Annotated in this window: 13 protein-coding genes and 1 pseudogene; 3 read left to right on the top strand and 11 right to left on the bottom strand. The window is 73.2% G+C overall.

Annotated elements, in window-relative coordinates; translation table 11 throughout:
* Positions 1-808 precede the first annotated feature (808 nt).
* On the top strand, positions 809-1,816 hold the full coding sequence (locus ACIHAR_RS15995) for an LAETG motif-containing sortase-dependent surface protein (protein ID WP_400019812.1): 1,008 nt from the start codon (positions 809-811) through the stop codon (positions 1,814-1,816).
* Positions 1,817-1,880: 64 nt separating this feature from the next.
* Here the strand turns inward: ACIHAR_RS15995 and ACIHAR_RS15990 are convergent, their stop codons facing one another.
* The 9 genes and pseudogenes from ACIHAR_RS15990 to ACIHAR_RS15950 all read right to left on the bottom strand — a co-directional run bounded on the left by ACIHAR_RS15990 (position 1,881) and on the right by ACIHAR_RS15950 (position 18,064).
* Positions 1,881-3,704, bottom strand: coding sequence for a GMC family oxidoreductase N-terminal domain-containing protein (locus ACIHAR_RS15990; protein ID WP_400019810.1), 1,824 nt, complete (start codon positions 3,702-3,704; stop codon positions 1,881-1,883).
* 29 nt (positions 3,705-3,733) lie between these two features.
* A complete protein-coding gene (locus tag ACIHAR_RS15985; protein WP_388756475.1) occupies positions 3,734-5,365 on the bottom strand; it encodes a succinic semialdehyde dehydrogenase in 1,632 nt (543 codons plus the stop codon).
* Positions 5,366-5,501: 136 nt separating this feature from the next.
* Positions 5,502-6,287 carry a hypothetical protein gene (locus ACIHAR_RS15980; protein WP_400019808.1) on the bottom strand — a complete coding sequence of 262 codons (786 nt, stop codon included), beginning with the start codon at positions 6,285-6,287 and terminating at the stop codon, positions 5,502-5,504.
* Positions 6,288-6,585: 298 nt separating this feature from the next.
* Positions 6,586-7,440 (bottom strand): annotated as a pseudogene (locus ACIHAR_RS15975) (serine/threonine-protein kinase); the annotation flags it as partial.
* Between the two features lie 63 nt (positions 7,441-7,503).
* The gene (locus tag ACIHAR_RS15970) at positions 7,504-9,222 is read right to left on the bottom strand and encodes a serine/threonine-protein kinase (RefSeq protein WP_400019806.1); all 1,719 of its coding nucleotides are present in this window, start codon (positions 9,220-9,222) and stop codon (positions 7,504-7,506) included.
* Positions 9,223-9,341: 119 nt separating this feature from the next.
* A complete protein-coding gene (locus tag ACIHAR_RS15965) occupies positions 9,342-10,934 on the bottom strand; it encodes a serine/threonine-protein kinase (protein ID WP_400019804.1) in 1,593 nt (530 codons plus the stop codon).
* Between the two features lie 87 nt (positions 10,935-11,021).
* Positions 11,022-12,878 carry a serine/threonine-protein kinase gene (locus tag ACIHAR_RS15960; RefSeq protein ID WP_400019914.1) on the bottom strand — a complete coding sequence of 619 codons (1,857 nt, stop codon included), beginning with the start codon at positions 12,876-12,878 and terminating at the stop codon, positions 11,022-11,024.
* Between the two features lie 171 nt (positions 12,879-13,049).
* Complete coding sequence (locus ACIHAR_RS15955; RefSeq protein ID WP_400019802.1) at positions 13,050-15,734, bottom strand: protein kinase; 2,685 nt, start codon at positions 15,732-15,734, stop codon at positions 13,050-13,052.
* Between the two features lie 221 nt (positions 15,735-15,955).
* Positions 15,956-18,064: a serine/threonine-protein kinase gene (locus ACIHAR_RS15950; protein WP_400019800.1), complete on the bottom strand. Its 2,109-nt coding sequence runs from the start codon at positions 18,062-18,064 to the stop codon at positions 15,956-15,958.
* A gap of 552 nt (positions 18,065-18,616) precedes the next feature.
* Here ACIHAR_RS15950 and ACIHAR_RS15945 point away from each other — a divergent pair.
* Positions 18,617-19,600, top strand: coding sequence for a serine hydrolase domain-containing protein (locus ACIHAR_RS15945; protein WP_365461926.1), 984 nt, complete (start codon positions 18,617-18,619; stop codon positions 19,598-19,600).
* A 256-nt stretch (positions 19,601-19,856) separates the two neighbouring features.
* Here ACIHAR_RS15945 and ACIHAR_RS15940 read toward each other — a convergent pair whose 3' ends face one another.
* Positions 19,857-21,563, bottom strand: coding sequence for a glycerol-3-phosphate dehydrogenase/oxidase (locus ACIHAR_RS15940; RefSeq protein ID WP_400019798.1), 1,707 nt, complete (start codon positions 21,561-21,563; stop codon positions 19,857-19,859).
* Between the two features lie 296 nt (positions 21,564-21,859).
* On the opposite strand from ACIHAR_RS15940, the gene ACIHAR_RS15935 reads away from it, so the two are divergent.
* Entirely contained in the window at positions 21,860-23,068 is a 1,209-nt protein-coding gene (locus tag ACIHAR_RS15935) for a nucleotide sugar dehydrogenase (RefSeq protein WP_400019796.1), read from the top strand.
* 551 nt (positions 23,069-23,619) lie between these two features.
* Here the strand turns inward: ACIHAR_RS15935 and ACIHAR_RS15930 are convergent.
* A complete protein-coding gene (locus tag ACIHAR_RS15930) occupies positions 23,620-24,744 on the bottom strand; it encodes a GuaB3 family IMP dehydrogenase-related protein (RefSeq protein WP_365461900.1) in 1,125 nt (374 codons plus the stop codon).
* Positions 24,745-24,794 lie beyond the last annotated feature (50 nt).

The following is a 24,794-nucleotide window of genomic DNA, read 5'->3' as shown; positions in this document are numbered from 1 at the left end:
TGAGGCGCACGGATCGTGCCGTGTGTCGTGGGACCTCGCTCCAGGGAAGTGGCCGGACGGCAGGGGACAGCAGCCCGGTCACCCAAGAGAACGGCCGGCCCCGGGGACGCCCGGGGTCGGCCGGCGGGAATGGCAAAAATGCACAAGGGCTGGGTCAAACGGTTGCGGGCGCCGCGTTCATCCAGCACGATGCGTAGAAAGCCCCAAGTCCCGCCACGGACAACCGCATTGCACCCCACTGCAACCAATTGAACCGTGGTGGGCGCTCTGTCCCGACCGACCGCCAGAGGTCCAGACCAGCCGCGCGCTCCCTGCGCGCCCCGGCGGCGACCCGGGGCGGACAAGGGCGCTCGACAAGCCAGCGGCGCAACCCCCCGGCGCCGCTCCCAGGCACCGGCGCCGCCCTGACGCCGGTGCTGACGATAAAGAAGGGCCCCGCGGATCCGTCCCGCGGGGCCCTTCGTCATGCCGGGACGCCCGACGCCCCCACACCAGGGCGCCCGACGCCGCGCCCGGAGCCGGGACGCCGACGCCCGTTACGGACGCCCGACGCGCGTTACGGACGCCCGACGCGCGTTACGGACGCCCGACGCGCGTCACGGAGCAGCACGCCCCGCAGCAGCCCCCCACGGCAAGCCCCAGCCGTGACGCACGCCACATAAAGATCCTGTGAGTGGGGGACAACCGTTCACAGACTTCGCCGGTCACACCTACCGAATCAAGGGCCACTCCCGCTCCCCCAGGCGGAAGGCCTCCCCGTACCGCGCCACGGCCACCCGGTCACGCGCATCGATCCGCCGAGGTCTTCATGAAGCTTCGCCGCGCCATGGTCACCATGGCCGCGACCGCCGTCATCGCGCCGCTCGCCCTGATGTCCGCGCCCGCCGCCTTCGCGGAGGAGACCGGCTCGCCGACCGCGAGCGCCTCCGAGTCGCAGACCGGCGATGCCTCCCCGTCCGCGTCGGACACCACCGAGGCGTCCCCGTCCGAGTCCGACACCACGTCCCCCTCGGCGTCCGAGTCGCAGGACCAGGACACCCCGGACAGCTCGCCCTCCGGCTCCGCCTCGGGGTCCGCGTCCTCCTCGCCCAGCGACGAGCCGTCGGACTTCCCCGACGACTGCCCGGTCGACGAGGACGGTGTCGACGTTGACTCCCAGCTGGACATGTCCGTGTCCGGTCTCCCCGGCAAGATCGTGGCAGGCAGCGGCTGGCACAACTTCAAGCTGACCGCCGCCAACCGCGGCGACAAGTCCCTCGGCACGGTGCACTGGCTCGCAGTCGTCGACAACGAGTCGCTGAGCGACGACGAGCGGGACTGGCTGAGCACCTACGCCAAGGTCGAGTACTACAACCCCAAGACCAAGGCCTGGGAGTCGATCGCGGACGTGATCGGCAACGGCTTCTACTTCGGCGAGACGGAACTCGGGCCCAAGCAGACCGTCGACATCAAGCTGCGCGTCGACATCACCTCGAAGGCACCGGCCGGTGACGGCTTCACCCTGGGCCTCGGCGGCTACCTCGACAGCGAGAAGAACTGCGTGCACAACTCGTACGCGCTCTACGAATTCACCGTGCTGAAGCCCGGTAGCAAGAACGACGACCCGGGCGAGGCCAAGCCGGGCAACGGTGAGGCGCCGGAGAGCGGCAAGCAGCCGCAGGGCGGCGCCGACGAGATCCCGGCCACCGGCAGCCTCGCCGAGACCGGCTCCGACTCCGCGCTCCCGATGATCGGCCTGGTCGGCGGTATCACCGTCGTGGCCGGCGCGGGTGTGGTGTTCGCGGTGCGTCGCCGCAGCACCGGCGCGCACGCGTAACACGTCAGCACCGGCTGGACCAGCGAGGGGACCTGCGCTCGGAGGGGGGCGCAGGTCCCCTCGTTCATTGCTTGGGCGGTACCGTCGGCATTCCCAGGAACGGCAGCCGCAGTGCCCCGAACGCCTCCGCCGGGACCGCCGGCGTCTTCGGCTCCACCGGGTGCAGCCGCTCGTAGGCCGTCCCCTGCGCCGGGCGCGGATCCTCCTCGCCCTTGTTCGGCCAGTAGGACATGGCGCGCTCGGCCTGGGCGGTGATCGTCAGCGAGGGGTTGACCCCCAGGTTCGCCGAGACGGCGGCGCCGTCGACGACGGAGATGCCGGGGTGGCCGTAGAGGCGGTGGTACGGGTCGATGACACCGGTCTCGCGGGAGGAACCGATCGGGCAGCCGCCGAGGAAGTGGGCGGTGAGCGGGGTGCCCATCAGCTCGCCGACATTGGAGCCGGCGAAGCCGTTGATGTCGGCGGCGATCGCGGAGGCCGCCTCCGAGGCCGCCCTGATCTGCTTGGGGTTGGGACTTCCGTGACCCTGGCGTGCCGTCAGCAGGCCTTTGCCCACGCCCGACGGTTTCAGGTACGTCGTCAGCGAGTTGTCCAGCGACTGCATCACCAGGCCGATGATGGTCCGCTCCGACCAGCGGCGGTTGGAGAGGGAACGCAGGACGAGGAGTGGGTGGCGGGCCGCGTTGGCCAGCCAGCCGGCCACCCGGGACGAGCCCTCCGCGTACGGCACCTGGAGGATCGACAGGCTGCCCATCGAGTTGGAGCCCTTGCCGTAGCGGACCGGCTCGATGTGGGTGTTCGCGTCGGGGTGGATGGAGGACGTGATGGCGACTCCGCGCGTGAAGTCGACCTTCTCGTGACCCGTCACCTTGCGGTAGCGGCGGTCGTCGGTCTGGGCACCGACCAGCGCCTCGGAGTTGGTGCGGGTCAGTTCGCCCAGGCGGTCGGAGAGGTGCGGCAGCCGGCCGGTCGCCTTCATCCGGTGCAGCAGCGTCTGGGTGCCGTAGGTGCCGGCGGCGAGGACGACCCTGCGGGCCGTGAACGTCCGTCCCCCGCCCTTGCGGCGCCGGTCGGTGGGGAGGGTGGCCACCGCGTACCCGCCGCGCGAGTCGTCCGTGACCGACACGACCGTCGTCAGGGGGTGCACGACCGCCCCCGCCTTCTCGGCGAGGTGGAGGTAGTTCTCGTTCAGGGTGTTCTTCGCGCCGTGGCGGCAGCCGGTCATGCACTCGCCGCACTCGCTGCAGGCCCGGCGGGAGGGGCCCGCGCCGCCGAAGTAGGGGTCCGGCACCTCCTCGCCGGGCCGCGCCCTCGCCGAACCGTCGGCGTCCTGTCCGTCGCCGAAGAACACGCCGACCGGCGCCATGTGGAAGGTGTCCCCGACGCCCATCCGCTCGGCCGCCGCCTTCAGGTGCACGTCGGAAGGGGTCGTCGTCGGGTTGAGCCGTACGCCGAGCATGCGGCGCGCCTGGTCGTAGTACGGCCGCAACTCCTCCTGCCAGTCGGTGATGTCACGCCACTGCGGATCCTCGAAGAAGGCCTTCGGCGGTACGTAGAGGGTGTTGGCGTAGTTGAGGGAGCCGCCGCCCACGCCCGCGCCGGCCAGGACCATGACGTTGCCCAGCAGGTGGATGCGCTGGATGCCGTACAGCCCGAGTCTGGGGGCCCAGAGGTAGTTCTTCAGGTCCCAGGAGTTCTTGGGGAGCGTGGCGCGGGTGAAGCGGCGGCCGGCTTCCAGGACGCCCACCCGGTACCCCTTCTCCGTGAGGCGCAGGGCGGTCACGGAGCCGCCGAAGCCGGAGCCGACGACGATGACGTCGTAGTCGTACCCGGTGTCGTCGTCGTACCCGTCCTCGTCCCGGGTCTGGACAGAGTTCTCCTGTGACACGTGCTCTCCTCGTTGAGAACGGGTGTGGTCTAGCGGAAGCGGAACGCCTTCATCAGCCGGAGGCTGCGGCTCATGAACTGCGCGTACTTCTCGTCGTCCATGCCCAGTGAGGGCGCCATCGGCAGCAGCCGCTGCTGGGCCACCGTCTGGGCCTCGGTGTACTTGAGGATGCCCTCGGAGCCGTGGCGGCGGCCGAGGCCGGAGTCCTTCATGCCGCCCATGGGCGACTGGACGCTGCCGTAGGCCGGGGCGTAGCCCTCGTTGACGTTGACCGTGCCGGTGCGCAGGCGGGCGGCGACCTCGCGGCCGCGGCGGCCGTCCTTCGTCCAGACCGATGCGTTCAGGCCGTACGGCGTGGAGTTGGCGAGCTCGATCGCCTCGTCGTCGGTCGTGAAGCGGTAGATCGAGACGACCGGGCCGAAGGTCTCCTCGGTGCAGACGGACATCGGCTCCGTCACGCCGTCGAGGATCGTCGGCTCGTAGAAGTACGGGCCGATGTCGGGGCGGGCGACCCCGCCGGCCACCACCTTGGCGCCCTTCGCCACGGCCTCCTCCACATGCCGGCGCACCGTCTCCAGCTGGCGTTCGCCGACGAGGGAGCCCATGTCGGCGCCGTAGGCGAGGGAGGTGCCGAGGCGCATGGCCCTGGTGCGGGCGGCGAAGCGCTCCAGGAAGGCGTCCGCGACGGACTCGTGGACGTACAGGCGCTCGATGGAGATGCAGAGCTGGCCCGCGGAGGAGAAGCAGGCGCGCACGGCGCCGGCCGCGGCCTTCTCCACGTCCGCGTCCTGGAGGACCAGCATGGCGTTCTTGCCGCCGAGTTCGAGGGAGACGCCGACCAGGCGGGCGGCGGCGCCCTGGGCGACCTCGCGGCCGGTGCGGGTGGAGCCCGTGAAGGAGACGTAGTCGGCGTGCCGGACGACCTCCGGGCCGATCACCGGGCCGTCGCCGAGGACGACCTGGAAGACCTCGGCGGGCAGGCCGGCCTCGATGAGCAGGTCACGGGCCCACAGCGCGGTGAGGCAGGTCTCGGTGTCGGGCTTCATGACGACCGCGTTGCCCGCGACGAAGGCGGGGAGCGCGTCGCCGACCGACAGTTCCAGCGGGTAGTTCCAGGGGGCGATCTGGCCGACGACACCGCGCGGGTGACGCAGCTCGGTCACCTTCGTCAGGGTCGGCACGGCGCCCGCGTGCCGCTTCGGCCTCAGGTAGGCGGGGGCCTTGCGGCCGTAGTGGCGGGCGGCGACGGCGACCGCCTGCACCTCCTCGTGGGCGTGCAGGCGCGCCTTGCCCGTCTCCAGCTGGATCAGGTCGAGGACCTCTCCCTGGCGCTCCAGCACCAGGTCGTGGAAGCGGAGCAGGACCGCGGCGCGCTCGCGCACGGGCACCTGCGCCCACACCTGCTGCGCCGCGCGGGCCGCCGCGAAGGCCTTCTCCACGTCCTCGGGGGTGGACTCGGGCAGGTCGGCCAGCTTCTCGCCGGTGAACGGCGTGTGGTTGGCGGTGCGCCCGGAGCCCACGACACCCTTGGTGAGCTGGGCGACCAGCTGGGGGGTGACCACGTCGGCGGCGGTACGCACGCCGACGGGGGCGGGGGCGAGCGGGTTGGTGCCGGCGGTGGTCCTGGTACCGGTCTTCTCCGGGGCCTGCGAGTCCGTCATGAGGCGCAGAGTATGACGTGCGGAGGCCTTTTGGTACCCGTCGGTAATAGGCATTCACCGACCGCTCACACGGCGCCAGTGGTCACTGGCAACGAACGTGCTGATCAGGGCGTTGTGCCGCGCGAGTGGCGGTGGTCTACGGCGTTTCGATCCGCAGACGGTCGCGGGCCGCCTTGAAGACCGCCGTGCCCTGTTTCTCGCTGGGCGTGCCCTTGGGCATGTCCACGCGCAGTGCGTACATGCGGCCGTCGCCGGTGAGGACGAACAGTTCCATGACCCGGGTCGGGGATTCGTCCATGTCGTACGTGGTGTCGGAGAGGGCCGCGTCGTAGCCCTGGAAGGTGGTGCGGGTGGTCTCGTTGCGCGCGTCGTGGTTGTAGCTGTTCCAGGTCTCGAACGACCGCTGCGCCTGGGCCATCGGGACGCCGGGCGCCCTGTCCCAGCGGGTGAGGCGGACCTGGACCAGGCCCGTGTCGTAGACGACGAGCCGGGGCTGGTCCTCCGCGCTGCCTTCCCGGGCGGCCTCCTTGTACTCGGCGGGGAGGGTGAGGACGGCGTCCAGGTCCTTCTCGTGGTGGACGGTCCAGGAGGGGGAGGTCGGGCTCGGTGAGGGGGAGTGCGCCGACGGGGCCGAACCGTGGGGCGCGGTCCGTTCGGTGACGGCCCCACTGTCGGCCCCCCAGAGGAAGGACGTACCGAGCCAGGCGCCACCGGCCAGGACGGCGGCGAGGAGGGTGACGGGAGCCGGCCGGCGCAGGAGGGGGCGCCGGGCTCGCGACCGCGTCCCGGCGGGCGGTTCGCTCCTCGATACGGCGTCCGCGGCAGGCTCCGCGCTCAGCCGCACCGTCCCCACGTCCTCCCCGAACTCTCGCAGACGGCCCGTGTCCTGCGGCTCCGCCGCCTCCGCCCCCTCCGCAACCACCGCCGCCTCACGCGCGCGGACGACGTCCCGGAGGTCCTCGCCGTCCCGGTCCCCGTTGCCCGTCCCGGTCCCCAATCTCCCGCCTGTGACCGCCCCGGTCGCCGTCCGGGTCTCCTTCCGGGTCGCCGTCCGGGTCTCCTTCCGGGTCGCCTTCCGGGTCTCCTTCCGGGTCCGGGTACCCGTCCCGGTCCTCGTGCCCGTGCCCGTGACCCTGCCGATCCCCGTCCGGATCCGCACACCCGGCCCTGTCCGGAGCCCCGTCCAGGTCCGTGTGCCCGTCCCGTGAGGTCGGCGTCGGGCGGCCCGTCGTCACCGCCTCCAGCGCCGCGGCGACCTCCGCCGGGCCCGGCCGCCGGTCCGGGTCCCGGATCAGGAGCCGTCGGAGGAGCGGGCCCAGGGGGCCGGCCTGCTTCGGCTCGGGCAGGTCGGCGGAGAGGATCGCGGCGAGCGTGGACTCCAGGGTCGTACGGCGGAACGGGGACCAGCCCTCGACGGCGGCGTACAGCAGGACGCCGAGGGACCACAGGTCGGAGGCGGGGCCCGCACCGCGGCCGGACATCCGTTCGGGCGCGATGAACTCCAGGGAGCCGACGAACTCCCCGGCGGCGGTGAGGGACTCCTCGCCCTGGATGTGCGCGATGCCGAAGTCGGTGAGGACGACACGGTCGCGAGGGCCGAGCAGGACGTTGGCGGGTTTGACGTCGCGGTGGACGATGCCCACGGCGTGGGCGGCGCGCAGGGCGCCGAGGACGGCGAGGCCGATGCGCGCGGCCTCGGCGGGCTCCAGGGGACCGCGCCGCAGCACCTCGTGCAGGGACTCGCCGCGGACCAGCTCCATGACGATCCAGGGAAGGCCGTCCGGTCCGGCTCCGTCCTCCTCCACGACGACGTCGTGGATGGAGACCGCGGAGGGATGGTCGACGCGGGCGGCCGCCCTGGCCTCCCGGTAGAGGCGGTGGGCGGCCTTCCGGTGTGACTCGTCCTCGGGGTCGCCGGGCAACCGGGGCTGCTTGACGGCGACCTCGCGCTCCATGAGCTCGTCACGGGCCCGCCACACGGTGCCCATGCCGCCCGAGCCGATGCGTTCGAGCAGCCGGTAACGGCCGCCTACCGTCCGGCTCTTGTCGCCTACGGGGTCCCCGCCAACGCTCATGCCCCATCACTACCACGAGCGGGCCGTCGCCCCACCGCCCCAGAGCGAACCGTTCCGCCGCCCTCAGAGCTTGTCGAGGTCCAGGTTGGCGATCGCCGTCCGGGCGACCTCGCGGCCGCGCTCCGTGAAGTCCCCCTTGCCCGGATAGGCGACGGTGAGCCGGTACATGTCCCCGGCGGAGGACTTGTAGTAGAGGATCCTCAGCTCGCGGGGGCGGGGGTTCTGGGTGTCGTCGGTGGTGTAGGAGACGGTGTTCTCGGCGGCCTTCTCGCCGTGGAAGGTCGCACTGCCGTCGGGGCGGGTCCGCGGGCTCTTCGGCATGTCGAGCCGGTAGCTGCCGTTGGACTTGAACTCGTCGTTGTCGTCGTACATCTCGGCGGCCGCGGAGTCCTTGATGTCGCCGCCCGTGTCCTCCGCCTTGCGCTCCACCGACAGCACGATCGAGAGGGCGCCGCTCGGGTCGGTGTAGCTGACCCAGTGGCCGTCGTCGGAGTCCCGGTCGGGCACTTCCTTCTGGTATCCGTCGGGCACCGCCAGCGTCGCCGTGACGTCCTTGTCGTGCACCGTCTTCCAGCCGTCCGGCAGCGGTCCCGCGAACGGGTCGGCGATCACCAGGTACGCCGTCACCGCCGCCGCGACGACCGCGGCCCCGAGCCCGACCCACGCCGAACGCCCGAACCGGAAGACCCTGCGCGGGGTTTCGGCCTGCCGGACGACCTGCGTGGGCACCGGCGCCGGCGGGATCGCCGCGCGCTCCAGCAGGGCGCGGACCTGGGCGGCCTGCGGACGGCGCGCCGGGTCCTTCTCCAGCAGGCCGTTGATGGCCTCGGCGAGCGGACCCTGGGCGGCGGCGGGCGGCGCGGGCGCGGCGTTGAGGACGGACTGGAGAGTGGCCGGGGTGTTGCTGCGGCGGAACGGTGAGACGCCCTCCGTCGCCGCGTACAGCACGACCCCCAGCGACCACAGGTCGGACGCCGGTCCCGGGCGCTGGCCCAGCACCCGCTCGGGCGCGATGTACTCGGGCGAGCCGACGAAGCCGCCGGTGTCGGTCAGGTTCGTCTCGCCCTCGATCTGCGCGATGCCGAAGTCGGTGAGGACGACCCGGTCGTGCCGGCCGAGCAGCACGTTGTCCGGTTTCACGTCCCGGTGCAGGATGCCGGCCGCGTGCGCGGCCTCCAGCGCGCCGAGCACCTCCAGGCCGATTCGGGCCGCCTCGCGCGCGCCGAGCGTGCCCTCCTGCAGCGCGCTGCCGAGGGAGCGGCCGTGCACCAGCTCCATCACGATCCACGGCTGCCCGTCGACGACGGCGACGTCGTGGACGTTGACGACGGCCGGGTGGTCCAGCCGGGCCGCGGCCCGTGCCTCGCGCCGCATCCGCTCGAAGGCGTTGGCGCGTTCACGTTCGGGAAGGTGGTCCGGCACGCGGGGTTCCTTGACGGCGACCTCACGGTCCACCGTCTCGTCCTTGGCCCGCCACACCGTGCCCATGCCGCCGTGTCCGAGCTTGGCGACGAGTCGGTAGCGGCCCGCGATGAGCCGTCCGACGCCGGGCTCCTGGGGGGCGGACGCCGTCCGGGGCGGCGCGGCGACCGGGTGCGGCTGTGCGGCTGCCGGGTGCGGCTGTGCGGCTGCCGAGTGGGGCGGCATCGCGGGCGGCCGGGGCGGCACCGCGGCGGGCTGCGGCGGCACGGCAGCCGACTGCGGCGGTGGCGACTGCGGCGGTTGCAGAACAAAACTCGTCGTGTCGTCGGCCCCGTGGCCGGCTCCCCCGTTGTGGCTCATGCGTCCATCCATATCGCGCCACGCGGACGGGTTTCCACTGACGACGGCCACCGGTCACAGACCCGTGACCCGGGCTGCCCCCAATCTCCCCTTTGCGCCGGTACGGAGGCGGTGGCCGTTCATTCCGGCACGAAGGTGTCGACGGCCACGTCGAAGTACTCCCGCGCCTCCCGCGCCTTCCCGACCGGCGCCGACACCCACACGTCGTACAGCTTCCCGCCGTCCTCCCAGCACAGGTCGTAGGTGTGCCGGGGGCCCTCCGCCGCGGTGAAGCCGTTCCAGGTGAACTCCCAGAGCGCGGCGGGGCCTCCGTCGCGCGTGGTCTCGGTGACCTTGCCGTCGCGGTAACCGGGGTTGGTCTGCGCCCCCTTGGCGGCCGCCCGCTGCAACACCCCGAGCGGGCCTCCGGGCTGGGCCCCGGTGATCCTGATGCCGAGGCGGAAGGTCTGCCCCGGCGACACGTAGAAGACCCGCTCGCCCTCCGGGACCCGGGAGAACCCCTCCGGGACGGCGAGCGCGAACCCGGCCGGGTCGTCGGCGACACGGTAGCCGGAGGGCGCACTGGGACGGTCCCGCGCCGTGGCGGAGGCGCCCACCGTGTCGCTCACCGTGGGACCGGGCCGCGGCAGCAGACCGCTCCCTTCGCCGCCCCGGTCCACCAGCAGTGCCGCCGCCGACACCCCCGCCCCGGCCATCGCGGCGACCAGGAGCGCGGCCACCAGCACGCTCCGCGTGCGCCGGTCCCGGCCGGGGGGCGCGGACGGGTCCGGGTCCGGGCCGCCGGGACTCCGGCGGGGCAGGTCGGCCCGCGTCGGGGTGTACCCGTTCCGTGCGGGCCCCCGCAGGTGCCCGTCGCGCGCCGGAGCGGCCGGCGTGCGCCCGGTCTCCAGGTAGGCACGCAGCATCCGCTCCGCCTCCGCCGCGTCCAGCCGCCGTTCCGGATCCCGCTCGAGCAGCCCCCGCACGACGGGCAGCAGTGGCGCCGCCTGTGGGGGCGTACGGATGTCGGCGAAGACGACGGCGTGCAGGATGCCGCCCAACGAGTCGCGGCGGAACGGCGACTCGCCGCTCAATGCCGTGCACAGCAGCGCGCCCAGCGACCACAGGTCGGAGGCGGGGCCGGTCCGCTCTCCCGACATGCGCTCCGGCGCGGTGTACTCGGGGGAGCCGACGAACGAACCGGTCTCGGTGAGCGTGGTCGCGCCCGCGACCTGGGCGATGCCGAAGTCGGTGAGGACGGCGCGCCCGGTGCCGGACTCGACGAGGACGTTCGCGGGTTTGATGTCCCGGTGCAGGACGCCGGCCGCGTGCGCGGCGCGCAGTGCGCCCAGCAGGTCGGCGCCGATACGGGCCGCCTCGTGCGCCTCGACGGGACCGTGTGCGGCGATCCGGTCGGCGAGCGAGCCGCCGTCAATCAACTCCATGACGATGAAGGGGCGTTCGTCCTCCTCGACGACGTCGTGCACGACGATGATGTGCGGGTGGCTCAACTGGGCGACCGCGCGGGCCTCCCGCAGCGTCCGGTCACGGCGGCCGCGGGCCTCCTCGGCGGAGAGGGAGTCGTCCGGGACCAGTTCCTTGACGGCCACCTGACGCCCGAGCAGCTGGTCGGTGGCCCGCCACACGACGCCCATGCCACCGCGCCCGAGTCGCGCCTCGAGCCGGTAGCGGCCGGCGATCACCCGGACGCCGTGCTCCCCCTCGGTCCCCATGCGCCCCATCATGCCCCACCGGATGCCTCGCCTCCGGGGCGCCGATCGGCCAAGTCACGGGTGGATCCGGGCCACCGGGGCGACCCTTCAGGAGGTGCTCCGCGGCTCCCGCCAGCTCTGCAGCACGGTCTTGAACTGCCGGGCGGTCGTGGCCCAGTCCTCGGCGGGCGACGACATGTAGATCACGTATTCGGTGCCGTCCCGGGCGATGTACGTCTCCTCGATCGCGCGGCGCGGCCCGGGGAAGTCCGTGTCCTTGGCCAGCGCGGTCCAGGTGTACTCCCACTCGGCGCCCTCGCGGTCGCGGTAGACGTTCCGCTCGAGGGTGACCCGCTGGTAGTCGACCAGCCGCTGGAGCTGCTGTTCGAGGTCGAGCTGGTGGGCGTAGGGGTCGTCGAAGTCGGGGGAGGCGTCGATGGCGATGCGGACGAAGTGCTCGCCCCCGTCGGGTGTGTAGTCGATCTGCTTCAGATCGCCGTCGTCCTGGTAGACCTGCCGCTCCCAGCCCTCGGGCAGGGAGAGTCCGAAGCCCAGCGGGTCCTCGACCGGCTTCCAGGAGTCGGGCGAGGCGCTCTCCTCCCCCGCCGCCCTGCCGGTGCCGGTCGCCGTGGGGCTCGGTGAGGAGGTGGACCCGGAGCCCTGCGACCGGAACCCGTCCCACTTCAGCAACGCCACCGCGGTACCGCCTCCGACCAGCGCGGCGACGACGACCACGAGCGCGAGCATGCGCAGCCTGCGGCGCCGGCGCGGCGGCGCGGGCGCAACCGGGTGCCGGTCCGGGCCGAGGCCGCCGGCGCCGACCGCGGTCGGGCCGGGCATGTGCTGCGACGCGGTGGCGCCCGGGCCCCCGGTGGCCGGCGTCGGCGCTTCCGGCACGTACCGGCCGCCGGCCCCGTGGCGCGTGCCGTCGCCCTGCGTGCCCTGGAGTGCTCCCGGGAGGCCATGGGCCCCGCCGCCGTGGGTGGCCCCGGTCGCGTACGGCGTCCCGCCCTGCGTGGTCCCGGACGGGTACGGCGTCCCGCCCTGCGTGGTCCCGGTCGCGTACAGCGTCCCGCCGCCCTGGGTGTGCCGGCGTGCCTCGCCGGGTCCCCCGTACTGCGTCGGCACGAACGCCTGTGCCCCGCTCGGCCGGCGGCCCTCCGCCGCCTCGGCGAGCAGGTACTCGGTCTCCGCGGTGTCGGGCCGGGTCGCCGGGTCCTTGCGCAGCAGGGCGGTGATCACGGGAGCGAGCGGGCCCGCGTACCGCGGCTCGGCGGCCTCCTCCTCGACGACGGCCTGCATGGTGCTCAGCGGCGAGGTGCGGCGGAACGGCGAGCGGCCCTCCACCGCCGTGTACAGCGTCGCGCCGAGCGCCCACAGGTCGCAGGACGGGCCGGGGTCCTGGCCGCGGACGCGCTCCGGGGCGAGGTAGTCGACGGAGCCGACGACCTCCCCGGTGCGGGTGATGGTGGTGTCGCCCTCGATCTGGGCGATGCCGAAGTCGGTGAGCAGGACGCGGCCGTCGTCGGAGAGGAGGACGTTGCCGGGCTTGACGTCACGGTGGAGGACGCCGGCCGAGTGCGCGGCACGCAGGGCGCGCAGCACCCACAGGCCGATCCGGGCGGCCTCGGCGGGCTCCACCCGCCCGTCCTCCTTGACCGCGTCGGCGAGCGAGCGGCCCTCGACCAGTTCCATCACGATCCATGGGCGGCCGTCGTGTTCGAGCACGTCGTGCACGGTGACCACGGCGGAGTGGTTGATCCGTGCGGCCGCTCGGGCCTCCGCGCGGGTGCGTGCGAGCAGTCGTTCCTGGTCGCTCTCGGAGACGTAGAGGGCAGCGGTCAGCTCCTTCACGGCGACGGCCCGGTGCAGCAGTTCGTCGTGCGCCCGCCACACGCGGCCCATGCCGCCGCTGCCGATGGTGTCGGCGAGCCGGTAGCGGCCCGCGACGAGCCGGCCCTGCATCTGATTCACGTTGCCCCGCAATGGTCTTGACAAGGGTCAGGGTAAAGACCGGTTCCCTTCCGGGGAACAAGCGGGGCCCCAAGGAGACCGCACTGTGACGGTTGTCGCTTCCGCGCCTCAGAGGGAACCGGAGAGGCCCTCGGCGCCCGGCCGGAGCTGCCGGCGAGTCGCTCAGCCGGTGTACTGGTAGGTGGCCGACGCCTGCTCGAACAGCCGCGTCACCTCGTCCCGCTCGGCCTCCGGGCCGCGCAACTGGACGACGTGGTAGCGCCCGTCGAGGAGGAGGGCGAGGTTGCGCACGAACAGCTCGCGCCCGTCGGCGCCGGTCCAGGTGAACTGCCCCTCGGCCATGGTCCGTCCGCCCACCTGGATCGTCCGCAGCCCGGAGGCGGTGGCCCAGCTGGAGTCGCGGTAGGGCTGCAGCTCGCTCTCCTTCTCCCGCTGGTAGGTCATCGGGTCGCTGCCGTACCGGGACGCGGCGTCCCGGCCGGGCACGACGATCAACTCGAAGCCGGCGTGCGAGTAGACCACCTGTCCGCGCCCGTTCTTCGGGGTGCGGTCCCAGCCGTTGGCGACGGCGACGCGGAATCCCTCGGCGTCCTCGCGCAGGGTGAAACCGTCGGGAACGTCCGCCCCCGACTGCGTCTCCGTGGCGCCGGAGCCGGAACCCGACGATCCGGAGGACGCGGTGGCACCGGAACTCGCCCCCGGCGCGCTCTCCTCGTCGGGCCGTGGCCGGCTGCTCGCCGCGGGCGCCTGACCGGCCTGGCCCGCCGCCCCGGTCCGTTCGGCTGCCGGCGCGCCGCCCGTCCCCTCCTCGGAGGCTTTGGGCATGAACAGCACCGCGTACGCGATCGCCGCGGCCAGCGCGAGCAGGATCAGCAGGAGCAGGGTGCGGCCGAGACTGCGGGGCGAACGGGTCGTCTCCCGACGATCCCGCTTGTGCCGTCCGCTGGTCGCGGGCACTCCGGCACGCCGCCGGCGCACCAGCTCGCCCTTGCGGCGCACGATCGGCAGCCGGCGCGGGTCGGTCGGGGGCGCGGCGACGACGTACGTACCCGCTTCCGGTTCCGGCGCCGACCGCACCAGCGAGCGCAGCCAGCCGCGCAGCTCCTCGAAGTCGAGGCGGTCGGTGGGGTCCTGACGCAGCAACGACTCCACGACCGGCCGCAGCGGCCCGCACTCCTCGGCGAAGGCCGGCGGCTCGGCACACACCATCTGCACGAGTTCCGCCGTCGACTCCTCCGGATACGGCGCGTGGCCCTGGACGGCCCGGAAGAGCAGCGCCCCGAGCGCCCACAGATCGGTCGCGGGCCCGATGGGCGCGGCCAGCTGCCAGTTCTCGTGCACGGGTCCGGCCTGCTCGGGCGCCCACCGCTCGGTGACGGGCCCGACGACGGCCATCCGCGCCTGCCGCGCCCGCTCGGCGGCCAGCGCGGTGGCGGGCCCTCCCCGCATCCCGGCAGCGGTCGCCGGCTCGTCCCACCGGGCACCCGACCGCGCCTCACCGCCCGCCGCGACACCCTGCGCGGGCACGGGAGCGACCGCTCCGGCGCCCTGTCCGGGTCCAAAACCGCCTGCCTGAACGCCCTGGGGCGGCACGGCGCCCCGCCCCGGTCCCGCGGGCCCGGCGGCCCCACCCGGGTCGGGCGTCCCCCGGACCCCGTAGGGGTCGGCGACCTGCCCGGGCGGCATGCCCCGCGTGCCGCCCGCCTGCTCCCGCCCGGTCCCGACGGCGTACGGCGACGCGCCACCGGGTCCTGCCGCGGTGTCGCCCTCGGCCGGGGTGCGGGCACCCGGCAGTGCCGCCCGACCGCTCTGCTGGGCCTCCTGCACCCGGGCCGCCGCCCGCGCGCCGGCCCGGTAGGCGGCGATCGCCCCGGCCCGCGCGGCACGGATGTCCCCGCCGGTCTCCACGGTCCTGCGGGCCACGGCCTCGGTGGCCCCGTTCGCCGACTCGGCCGCCGCCGGCAGCCCTCCGGCGGCCCGCGCCTCGATCGCCGCGCGCCGGGCGGCCTCGGGGTCCACCCCGGCCGCGCCGACGGGCCCGACCACCGCCCCGAGTCCGCCAGGCCCCGGCCACCCCGTGGAACCGCCGTCCCCCGGCCCCAGGGCACCGCCGAACCCACCGCGACCGGCGCCCGGACCCACCGGGGCCCCCGGCCCTCGGCTCTCCGGAGGGACGTGGCCTTCCCGGCCCTGGCTCGAGCCCCCGGGCCGCTCCCCGGTCTCGTCCACCGGCACCGGGTCGTACCCGCACAGGGCCTCTTCCGCCGCCCCGACCGCGAGCCCGGTCAGCATGACGCGGCCGTCGTCGCAGACGAGGACGGTGCGCGCGGTGATGTTCCGGTGCACCCAGCCGTGCGCGTGCAGCACCCGCAGCGCCGTGAGCACGTCGGAGGCGACCTCGGCGGCCCGGTACGGCGTCAGCGGCTGCTCGGCGAGCAGGGCGGCCAGCGGCCGTGCGGCCACCAGCTCGCTCACGATCCACAGCGAGCCGCCCTCGGCGAACACGTCGAAGACCTGGTCCAGTCGCGGGTGGTCGGGAATGCTCGCCGCGGCCTGCGCCGCCTCCACCGCCCGCCGGACGACCGGATCGGCGGGCCGGCGTGTGCTCGCGCCCGCGCGCCCCGTCGTACGCCGGGAACCGCGCTCGCGGGCGGTGAACCCCTCGGGCAGTCCCTCCGCGTCGAGCACCTCCGCCTCGACGACCTCCGGCAACGGCACCTGCCGGACCAGGACTTCCTGCCCGCTGTAGGTGTCGAAGGCCCGGGTCTCGGTGAGTTCGTACTCGTCGGAGGGCGGCAGCGGCAGGCGGTAGCGGTCGGCGAGCACCCGACCCGCATAGTCGTCCACGTTGCCTCCCCCGGCCAACCCGGTCGGTCAATTCCGTTCGCCCGGCGTCCCGTTCCGGCTTCGTTCGGCCGCATCCAGCCGCGCAGCTGGATGCGTACGGTCCGCAAGCACTCACGATACGTGCCGGAGGCAACCCGCAAAGAGGGGATGCCAGATCTCACGCACCGAACACGCGGCCTTCGAGTGCCGCACGCGCGCCCACACGAAGGCCCCGCCCCGCCCTACTTCTTCGGCGCGAACGTCTCCGTCAGCGTCGTCCAGGTGCTCACCCGCAGGTCGCTGCCCCATGCGGCGGACTTCGCGGTGTACATCAGCGCATACCCCAGTCCGTCGTTCACGACGAATCCGCGGTCGATCGTGCGGTACGCGGTCCCGCCCTCCTGGTAGGTGAACTCCCAGTCGGCCGTGTTCCAGCCTCGGTAGTTCACCTGCTCTATGCGGATCTTCTTGTACTGGGAGCGCGTCATGTAGCGCTCCTGGTTCTTCCAGTCCGCGACGGGGTCGTCCTTGGGCGTGGTGGTCCAGGCGACGAGCAGCTTCTGCCCGTCGGGCCCGGTGAACCGGTCGCCCGCCGCACCCGTGGACTGGTACTTCCACCCGCTGGGCAGGCCGATCGAGTACCCCTGCTTGCCCGTGTACGTCATCGCCGCCGTGCTGCTCTCGGTGGCGGAGGCTCCGGATCCGGCTCCGCCGTCCGCGGCGGCTCCGCCGCCCGGCGTGCCGCTGCCGGAAACGGCCGGCGACCGCGACGCCGACCCGTCCGTACGGGTTCCTCCGGCCTCGTCCTCCTTGGTGTCCGCGCCGGCGCTGCTGCTCGCGGCGGGCGTCGAACCGCCCTTCCCCGCACCGTTCGTGGTGTCGTCGCCTCCGCCGAGCGTGAGCGCCAGCACCGTACCGAGCACCGCGAGCGCCACCACCACGGCGATGATGACCAGCGTCCGCTTCGGCACCACGTCGGTCAGCGGGGCCCGGGGCACAGGCCGCGGCGGCAGATCCGGCGGCGTCATCACGGGCCACCCCGAACTCCGTCCACCGGTCCCGCCGTTCGCCCCACGATCGTCCTGGGCGCCCTGACCGCCCGGCGCGTCCTGCCCGCCGGCTCCCCGGCTGCCGTGCAGCCCGGCTGCCGGCCCGGACGCCGAGAGGGGCGCGGAGGTCGCGGTGGTCGTGGCCGTCCTGGCCGGAGCAGCGGGCGCGGCGGCCGCGGAGGCGGCGGCACCGGACGTCGCGCCGCCCTTCGCCGCCTCCCCCGGCTTCGCCGTCCCGGAGGCGGCCGTGCCGTTCCCCGTCTTGGCGCGGGCCGCGGCCGAGGTGGCCGCCCCCGCCGCGACGGCGGCCTTCCGCACGGACCGCAGGGCTCCGCGCAGCTTCTCGGCCGCCTCTCCGCCCGCCGAACCGCCCTTGTCGCCGGCGCCGTCCGGCTGCGCCGGCAGCGGCACGACCTTGGTCGCGTCCGCCGGCTCGACGTCCTTGGGGTCGGGCGCGTAGATCACCGCGTGGAGCTTCTCCCGCGCACCGGCGTCGTCGAGCCGCCGCTCGGGATCCTTGGTGAGCAGGCCGTAGATGACGTCCTTCAGCGGACCCGCGTTCTTCGGCTCCTCCAGCGGCTCGGTCATCACCGCGGTGAGCGTCGCGATCGCGGAGCCCTTGTCGTACGGGGGCGAGCCCTCGACCGCCGCGTACAGCAGGCCGCCGAGCGACCACAGGTCGGCCGCCGGTCCCGGCTTGTGCCCGCGGGCGCGTTCCGGGGAGATGTAGGAGGGGGCGCCGACGAGCATGCCGGTGGAGGTGATGGACGGGTCGCCCTCGACCTGGGCGATGCCGAAGTCGGTGAGGACGACCCGGCCGTCGTCGGCGATCAGCACGTTCGACGGCTTCACGTCACGGTGCAGGATGCCCTCTCGGTGGGCCGACCGCAGCACGTCGAGAATGGCCAGCCCGACCTCGGCCGCCCGCCTGGGTTCGAGGACGCCGTCCTCGCGGATGACCTCGGCGAGCGACTTGCCCTCGACGAGTTCCATCACGATCCACGGCCGGTCGTCCTCGTCGACCACGTCGAAGACCGTCACCGCGCTGTTGTTGCGGATCCGCGCGATGGCCTTGGCCTCGCGCAACGTCCGCGTGATCAGCCGGCGCTTCTCCTCCTCGTCGATGTTCGACGGGAACCGCAGCTCCTTGACGGCGACCGTCCGTCCGAGGGTCTCGTCCTCGGCGCGCCACACCGTACCCATGCCGCCGCGGCCGAGTACGTCTCCCAGCCGGTACCGCCCGGCGAGGAGACGTGCGCTCTTGTCCTGACGGGGTGTCCCCGCCCGCTCCGCCTCCGACATGCGTCCCCTCATGCAACCCGCCCTGACAGAGCCTCCATTGTCCCTCACCCGACAAGTGCCCAACGCCCAGGGTGCCCCTCACGGCACCACAACAACGGCGCATTTCGGCCAGAAGGTGCAGCGGACTCCGGCCAACGAACGCAACAGCCCGCTGCCAGGACCCGCTACAGCCTCCGGCCAAGGCCCGGATCAGCCTCCGGCCAGAGCTTGCAACCCCCTCCCGCCGGTGCTCGGAACGCCCTCCCGCCAGAGCTTGCAACCCCCTCCCGCCGGTGCTCGGAACGCCCTCCCGCCGGGGCTTGGGAAGCCCTCCCGCCGGCGCTTGGAACGCCCTCCCATCAGCGCTTGGCACACATTCCGGCCACGGCTCGGCAGGCCCCGCCCCTCCCGCGTCACGGGCCCCGGCGCGGCGACCGCCCCCGCGCCCTGCATGATGGGGCCCGGGCTCGGGGGACGAAGGGAGTCCGGGACGCAGGGAGGGGAGAATCCGTGACACCGCCGCTGCGGAGCCTGCTGGCGCTGCCCGTGGCGCTGGTTCTCCTCGTCCTCACCATGGCCGGTTCCCGGGCGACCCCGACACCGCCCGCGGACGGTCTCCTTCCCGTGCTCCTCACCCGGGGCAAGGCCCCCGCCGCTGCCCTGCTCGCCCGTGAGGGGACGCGTACCCGCTACGCCGAGGCGGGTCCGGGCATCACCCGCTCCGACCACTTCCGGGCCGGCAGTATCACCAAGACCTTCCTCGCCACCGTCGTCCTCCAACTGGCGTCCGAACACCGGCTGTCGCTGTCCGACCCGGTGGAGCGGCACCTGCCCGGCGTGGTGCGCGGGGCCGGGAACGACGGGCGCGCGCTGACCCTGCGTTCCCTGCTCACCCACACCAGCGGCCTGTACGACTACACACGGGACACCGAGGGCCTCGTCCCCGTCACCGCTGTCGAAGCCGTCCGTATCGCACTCACCCACCCTCCGGCCGACCGCGGCCGTTTCGCCTACTCCAACACCAACTACGTCCTGCTCGGCCAGGTCGTCGAACAGGTCACCGGCCGCTCGTACGCCTCGGAGGCCGAGCGGCGCATCATCGCTCCGCTGGGTCTGACCGGCACCTCCTTCCCCGGCTCCCGCCGCTCGCTCCCCTCCCCTCACGGCCGCGCCTACGACACGGACGGAACCGACGTCACCGCACTCGACCCGCGGACGGCCGGGGCCGCGGGCGAGTTGGTGACGACACTCGCCGACCTCGACCGCTTCTACGCGGCCCTCCTGAGCGGCGAGTTGCTCACCTCGCACCGGCTGCGCGAGATGCTCGACACCCGCACCACACACGGCGTGTACGGCATGGGCCTCTTCCCTGTGACGCTTCCCTGCGGTGTGACCGTGTGGGGACACAACGGCCGGATCGCCGGCAGCTACGTGCGCACCGCGGCCACCGTCGACGGCCGACGTGTCCTCACCTTCCGCGTGAACACGACAGCGCTGGCGGACCCCGGCCTCGAGCCGGCCCTGCTCGCCGCCGAGTTCTGCCCTCGCACCTCGTAGAACGAGCCGGTCCCGAACGAGGATCCCGCTTCACGACACTCGTTCGAGTGAAGCAGCCGCCCGCTCACGCAAGTCCCGGCACGTTCCTCCCGCAAGGTCGCCGCCGCTCACCCTCAGCGCTCCCGCAGTCCACGGCAGCACTCCGCGGGTCACGGCAACTCCCCGGGTGACTTCCCGCAGCTTCCTCGCAGGTCACGGCAGCTCCCCAGGCCAACCAACTCGGCCTTCTCGCAGGTCACCGCCACTCACGCACGGGTCACAGCGGCACGATGTCCGGCGCTCCCAGTCGTGCCGCGTCCGCCGTCAGGTCGTCGGGCTGCCGCTGCGACTCCCGTTCCGCCTCCACCCGCTTCTCGTAGTGCTGCACCTCGCGCTCGATCTGGCCCTCGTCCCAGCCGAGGACCGGCGCCATGAGTTCGGCCGCCTCCCGGGCACAGCGTGTGCCCCGGTCGAAGGTCTCGATGGAGATGCGGGTACGCCGGGTCAGCACGTCGTCCAGGTGCCGCGCCCCCTCGTGGGAGGCGGCGTAGACGATCTCGGCGCGCAGATAGTCGTCGGCCCCCTGGAGCGGCTCACCCAGCGACGAGTCCGCCTCGACGAGGTCGAGGACCTCCTCCGTCAGCGTGCCGTACCGGTTGAGCAGGTGCTCTATGCGGACCACGTGCAGGCCCGTCCGCGCGGCGACACGCGCTCGCGCGTTCCACAGCGCCCGGAAGCCCTCCGCGCCCAGCAGCGGCACGTCCTCCGTCACGCACTCGGCGACCCGCAGGTCGAGTCCGTGCACGGCCTCGTCGACGGCGTCCTTGGCCATCACCCGGTACGTCGTGTACTTCCCGCCGGCCACGACGACGAGCCCGGGCACGGGATGGGCGACGGTGTGCTCGCGGGACAGCTTGCTGGTGGCCTCGGACTCGCCCGCGAGCAGCGGCCGCAGACCGGCGTACACCCCCTCGACGTCGTCACGGGTGAGCGGCACCGCGAGGACGGAGTTCACGTGCTCCAGCAGGTAGTCGATGTCCGCGCTGGAAGCTGCCGGGTGGGCCTTGTCGAGGTCCCAGTCGGTGTCGGTGGTGCCGATGATCCAGTGCCGGCCCCAGGGGATGACGAACAGCACGGACTTCTCGGTGCGCAGGATCAGCCCGGTCGTGGAGTGGATCCGGTCCTTCGGCACGACGAGGTGGATGCCCTTGGAGGCGCGGACGTGGAACCGACCCCGCTCCCCCACCATCGCCTGGGTGTCGTCGGTCCACACGCCCGTGGCGTTGACCACCTGCTTGGCGCGGACCTCGTACTCCCCGCCCCCCTCGACGTCCTGCACACGGGCGCCCACGACCCGTTCGCCCTCGCGCAGGAAACCCGTCACGCGCGCGCGGTTGGCCGCCTTGGCCCCGTACGCCACCGCCGTACGCACCAGTGTGGCGACGAAGCGGGCGTCGTCCATCTGCGCGTCGTAGTACTGCAACGCGCCGACCAGCGCGTCCTTCTTCAAGGCCGGGGCCACCCGCAGGGCGTGACCGCGGGTCAGGTGACGGTGCCTCGGCAGGCCGCGGCCGTGCCCGCGGGCGATGGACATCGCGTCGTAGAGCGCGACGCCCGACCCGGCGTACAACCGCTCCCAGCCCTTGTGCTGGAGCGGGTACAGGAACGGGACCGGCTTGACCAGGTGCGGCGCCAGCCGCTCGAGCAGCAGTCCGCGTTCCTTCAACGCCTCGCGGACGAGGGCGAAGTCGAGCATCTCCAGATAGCGCAGGCCGCCGTGTATCAGCTTGCTGGACCGGCTGGAGGTGCCCGACGCCCAATCACGTGCCTCGACCAGGCCCGTGGACAGCCCTCGTGTGGCGGCGTCCAGGGCGGTGCCCGCGCCGACCACGCCGCCTCCGACGACCAGCACGTCCAGTTCGCGCTCGGCCATGGCCGCCAGTGACTCGGCTCGCTGTTCCGGCCCCAGTGTCCCTGTCCTCACCGATGCCTCCCGCTGTCGGTCGCGTCGGCCGCACCGCTCACGGCGAGGCCCGGTCCCTACCCCCCATGCCCAAGATTCTGACCGTCTTGCCCGACTTCAGCCACCAGTCGCCCCCAGCCTGTGGACAACTCTCGAGCAACCGGACCCGGCCTGCCGGAAAACAAGCAGGTCAACACAGCCGATCAATCCCACATCACGGTCATATTTACTCCTAGTGTGACATTGCGCTCGCTCGTCCTGTTCACCGGGCTTGCGCGCCTGTCCCGCTTCGGTTACTGGGAAGGACGGCCCACGCCATGCCCGCAGATCTCGCCGTCATCGGACTCGGCCCCCTCGGCCTGCCCCTGGCCCAGGCCGCCGTGACGGCCGGCATCCCGACGCTCGGCTACCGCACCGGACCCGAGGACGGTTCTCTCAGCCCCGCCGAGCGACGCCGGATGCTCTCGGGGGGCTTCCGGCCCGCCACCAACCCCGCCGAGCTGGGCCGCGTGCGCACCGCCGTCATCTGCGCCCCGACCCCGCGCGACGCGGACGGCGGGCTCGACCTGGGCCAGGTGGAAGCGGCTGCCCGCACCCTCGCCGGACACCTGCGCCCGCACACCACCGTGATCCTGGAGTCGCCGGTGTGCCCCGGGACGACCGAGGGATTCCTGCGCCCCCTCCTGGAGGAGACGTCCGGCCTGCGCGCGGGCCGCGACTTCCACCTCGCGTACTCCCCGAGCCGCGTCGACCCGGGCAGCCGCGACTTCACCCCCGCCAACACCCCCAAGGTCATCGGCGGCCTCACCCCCGCCTGCACGGAGTCGGCCGCCACCTTCTACGGCCGCCTCACCGACAAGGTGGTACGCGCGCGTGGCCTCCGGGAGGCCGAGACGGTGCAGCTCCTGGAGACCAACTTCCGGCACGTCAACATGGCCCTCGTCAACGAGATGGCCGTCCTCTGCCACGACCTGGGCGTCGATCTGTGGGACGTCATCCGCTGCGCCGAGACCAAACCCTTCGGCTTCCAGGCCTTCCGTCCCGGACCCGGCGTCGGCGGCCACTCCGTGCCCCTCGACCGCACCGGCCGGCCCGGCAGCCCCCTGCGCATGGTGGAGCTGGCCCAGCAGGTCAACAACCGCATGCCCCGCTACGTCGTCCAGCGCGCCGCCGCCCTCCTCAACGAGCACGGCAAGTCCGCCCGCGGCGCCCGCGTGCTGCTCCTCGGCGTCACCTACAAGGCCGACCTCGCCGACCAGCAGGAAACGCCCGCCCACGAGATCGCGATCCGCCTGATGGAACTCGGCGCCGCCGTCAGCTACCACGACCCGCACGTCCCGTCCTGGAGCGTCCTGGACCGCCCGGTCCCCCGCGCCGACTCCCTCTACGAGGCAGCCGCCGACGCCGACCTGACGATCCTCCTCCAGCAGCACCGGACGTACGACCTGCAGGGGTTGTCGGTGAAGGCACAGCTGCTGCTGGACACGCGGGGGGCCACGCCCACGGGGGCGGCGCACCGGTTGTGAAGGGGGGCGCGTGGGACGCCGGCGAATCCGGGGTTGGTGGCGTGGGCCAGGGCGCGCCGGTACCGTACGAAGCAGGTGGAGCCCACCGCAGCGGCCACTGCGGCAGGCTCCTGGATGGAGCACGGGTGTCCGCCCCTAGTGTGTTTGGGGGCGGCCGCTCACCATCCGAAAAGCCGCAAGATCCACCTCCTCCGGCACTTCACCGTCCACAGACGGAGTCGGTCCCAGCGGGTGGGCTGGCGGTGGCGTCCCATGGGCGCCCACTTCCACGACGCCGCCCCTTGGCCCGGTAGACGACACGTTGGGAATCGGGCCGGGCCCCGAGGGCGGGGTCCGGACCGTGTCCTTGGAAGGGGGCACCCCACACGACTGGGGCGCCGCTCCGGACGCTATCGCCTGCGACCCCGCTGACCAGCCCGCATTCGCCCGGAACGCGACCGTGCGCCCCCGCCCCGCTCGACACGCCCCACCCCCAGGACACACGGAAAAGGGGCCGGTCACTCACCCAAGTGAATGACCGGCCCCTTCAGGTCCAGGGGACCGCGGCCCGCCTACCGCCGGTGCACCGAGTCCGCCACCGTCACCTCGACGCGCTGGAACTCCTTCAGCTCGCTGTAGCCGGTGGTGGCCATGGCGCGGCGGAGGGCGCCGAAGAAGTTCATCGAGCCGTCCGGGTTGTGGGACGGGCCGGTGAGGACCTCCTCGATGGTGCCGACCGTGCCGAGGTCGACCTTCTTGCCGCGCGGCAGCTCCTCGTTGACCGCCTCCATGCCCCAGTGGTGGCCGCGGCCCGGCGCGTCGGTCGCGCGGGCGAGCGGGGAGCCCATCATCACCGCGTCGGCGCCGCAGGCGATCGCCTTGGGCAGGTCTCCGGACCAGCCGACACCACCGTCCGCGATCACGTGCACGTACCGGCCGCCGGACTCGTCCATGTAGTCGCGGCGGGCCGCCGCCACGTCCGCCACAGCGGTCGCCATGGGGACCTGGATGCCCAGCACGTTGCGCGTGGTGTGCGCGGCCCCGCCGCCGAAGCCGACGAGGACGCCCGCCGCACCCGTGCGCATCAGGTGCAGGGCCGCCGTGTAGGTGGCGCAGCCGCCGACGATCACCGGGACGTCGAGCTCGTAGATGAACTGCTTCAGGTTCAGCGGCTCGTGCGAGCCGGAGACGTGCTCCGCCGACACGGTCGTGCCGCGGATGACGAAGATGTCCACGCCCGCGTCCACGACGGCCTTGGAGAACTGGGCCGTGCGCTGCGGGGACAGCGCGGCCGCGGTGACCACGCCCGAGTCGCGCACCTCCTTGATGCGCCGGCCGATCAGCTCCTCCTTGATCGGGGCGGAGTAGATCTCCTGGAGGCGGCGGGTCGCCTTCTCGGCGGGCAGCTTGGCGATCTCGTCCAGCAGGGGCTGCGGGTCCTCGTACCGCGTCCACAGGCCCTCGAGGTTCAGCACGCCCAGGCCGCCCAGTTCGCCGATGCGGATCGCGGTGGCCGGGGAGACGACCGAGTCCATGGGGGCGGCCAGGAAGGGCAGCTCGAAACGGTAGGCGTCGATCTGCCAGGCGATCGAGACCTCCTTCGGGTCCCGCGTACGGCGGCTGGGGACGACGGCGATGTCGTCGAAGGCGTACGCCCGGCGGCCGCGCTTGCCGCGCCCGATCTCGATCTCAGTCACGTCTGTGGCCTTTCCCTGATGCGTTGCAGCGTCTTCCAGTATCGCCGACG

The sequence above is a fragment of the Streptomyces sp. NPDC052016 genome, assembly GCF_044548445.1.
Lineage (GTDB): Bacteria > Actinomycetota > Actinomycetes > Streptomycetales > Streptomycetaceae > Streptomyces.
The sequence above is the reverse complement of the archived record's forward strand: the minus strand, read 5'-3'. Positions and strand labels throughout refer to the sequence as shown.

Coding starts and splice junctions, on each gene's coding strand:
- ACIHAR_RS15995 (WP_400019812.1), top strand. CDS start 809: ATGAAGCTTCGCCGCGCCATGGTCACCATGGCCGCGACCGCCGTCATC.
- ACIHAR_RS15985 (WP_388756475.1), bottom strand. CDS start 5,365: ATGACGGACTCGCAGGCCCCGGAGAAGACCGGTACCAGGACCACCGCC.
- ACIHAR_RS15970 (WP_400019806.1), bottom strand. CDS start 9,222: ATGAGCCACAACGGGGGAGCCGGCCACGGGGCCGACGACACGACGAGT.
- ACIHAR_RS15965 (WP_400019804.1), bottom strand. CDS start 10,934: ATGGGGACCGAGGGGGAGCACGGCGTCCGGGTGATCGCCGGCCGCTAC.
- ACIHAR_RS15960 (WP_400019914.1), bottom strand. CDS start 12,878: ATGCAGGGCCGGCTCGTCGCGGGCCGCTACCGGCTCGCCGACACCATC.
- ACIHAR_RS15950 (WP_400019800.1), bottom strand. CDS start 18,064: ATGTCGGAGGCGGAGCGGGCGGGGACACCCCGTCAGGACAAGAGCGCA.
- ACIHAR_RS15945 (WP_365461926.1), top strand. CDS start 18,617: ATGGCCGGTTCCCGGGCGACCCCGACACCGCCCGCGGACGGTCTCCTT.
- ACIHAR_RS15935 (WP_400019796.1), top strand. CDS start 21,860: ATGCCCGCAGATCTCGCCGTCATCGGACTCGGCCCCCTCGGCCTGCCC.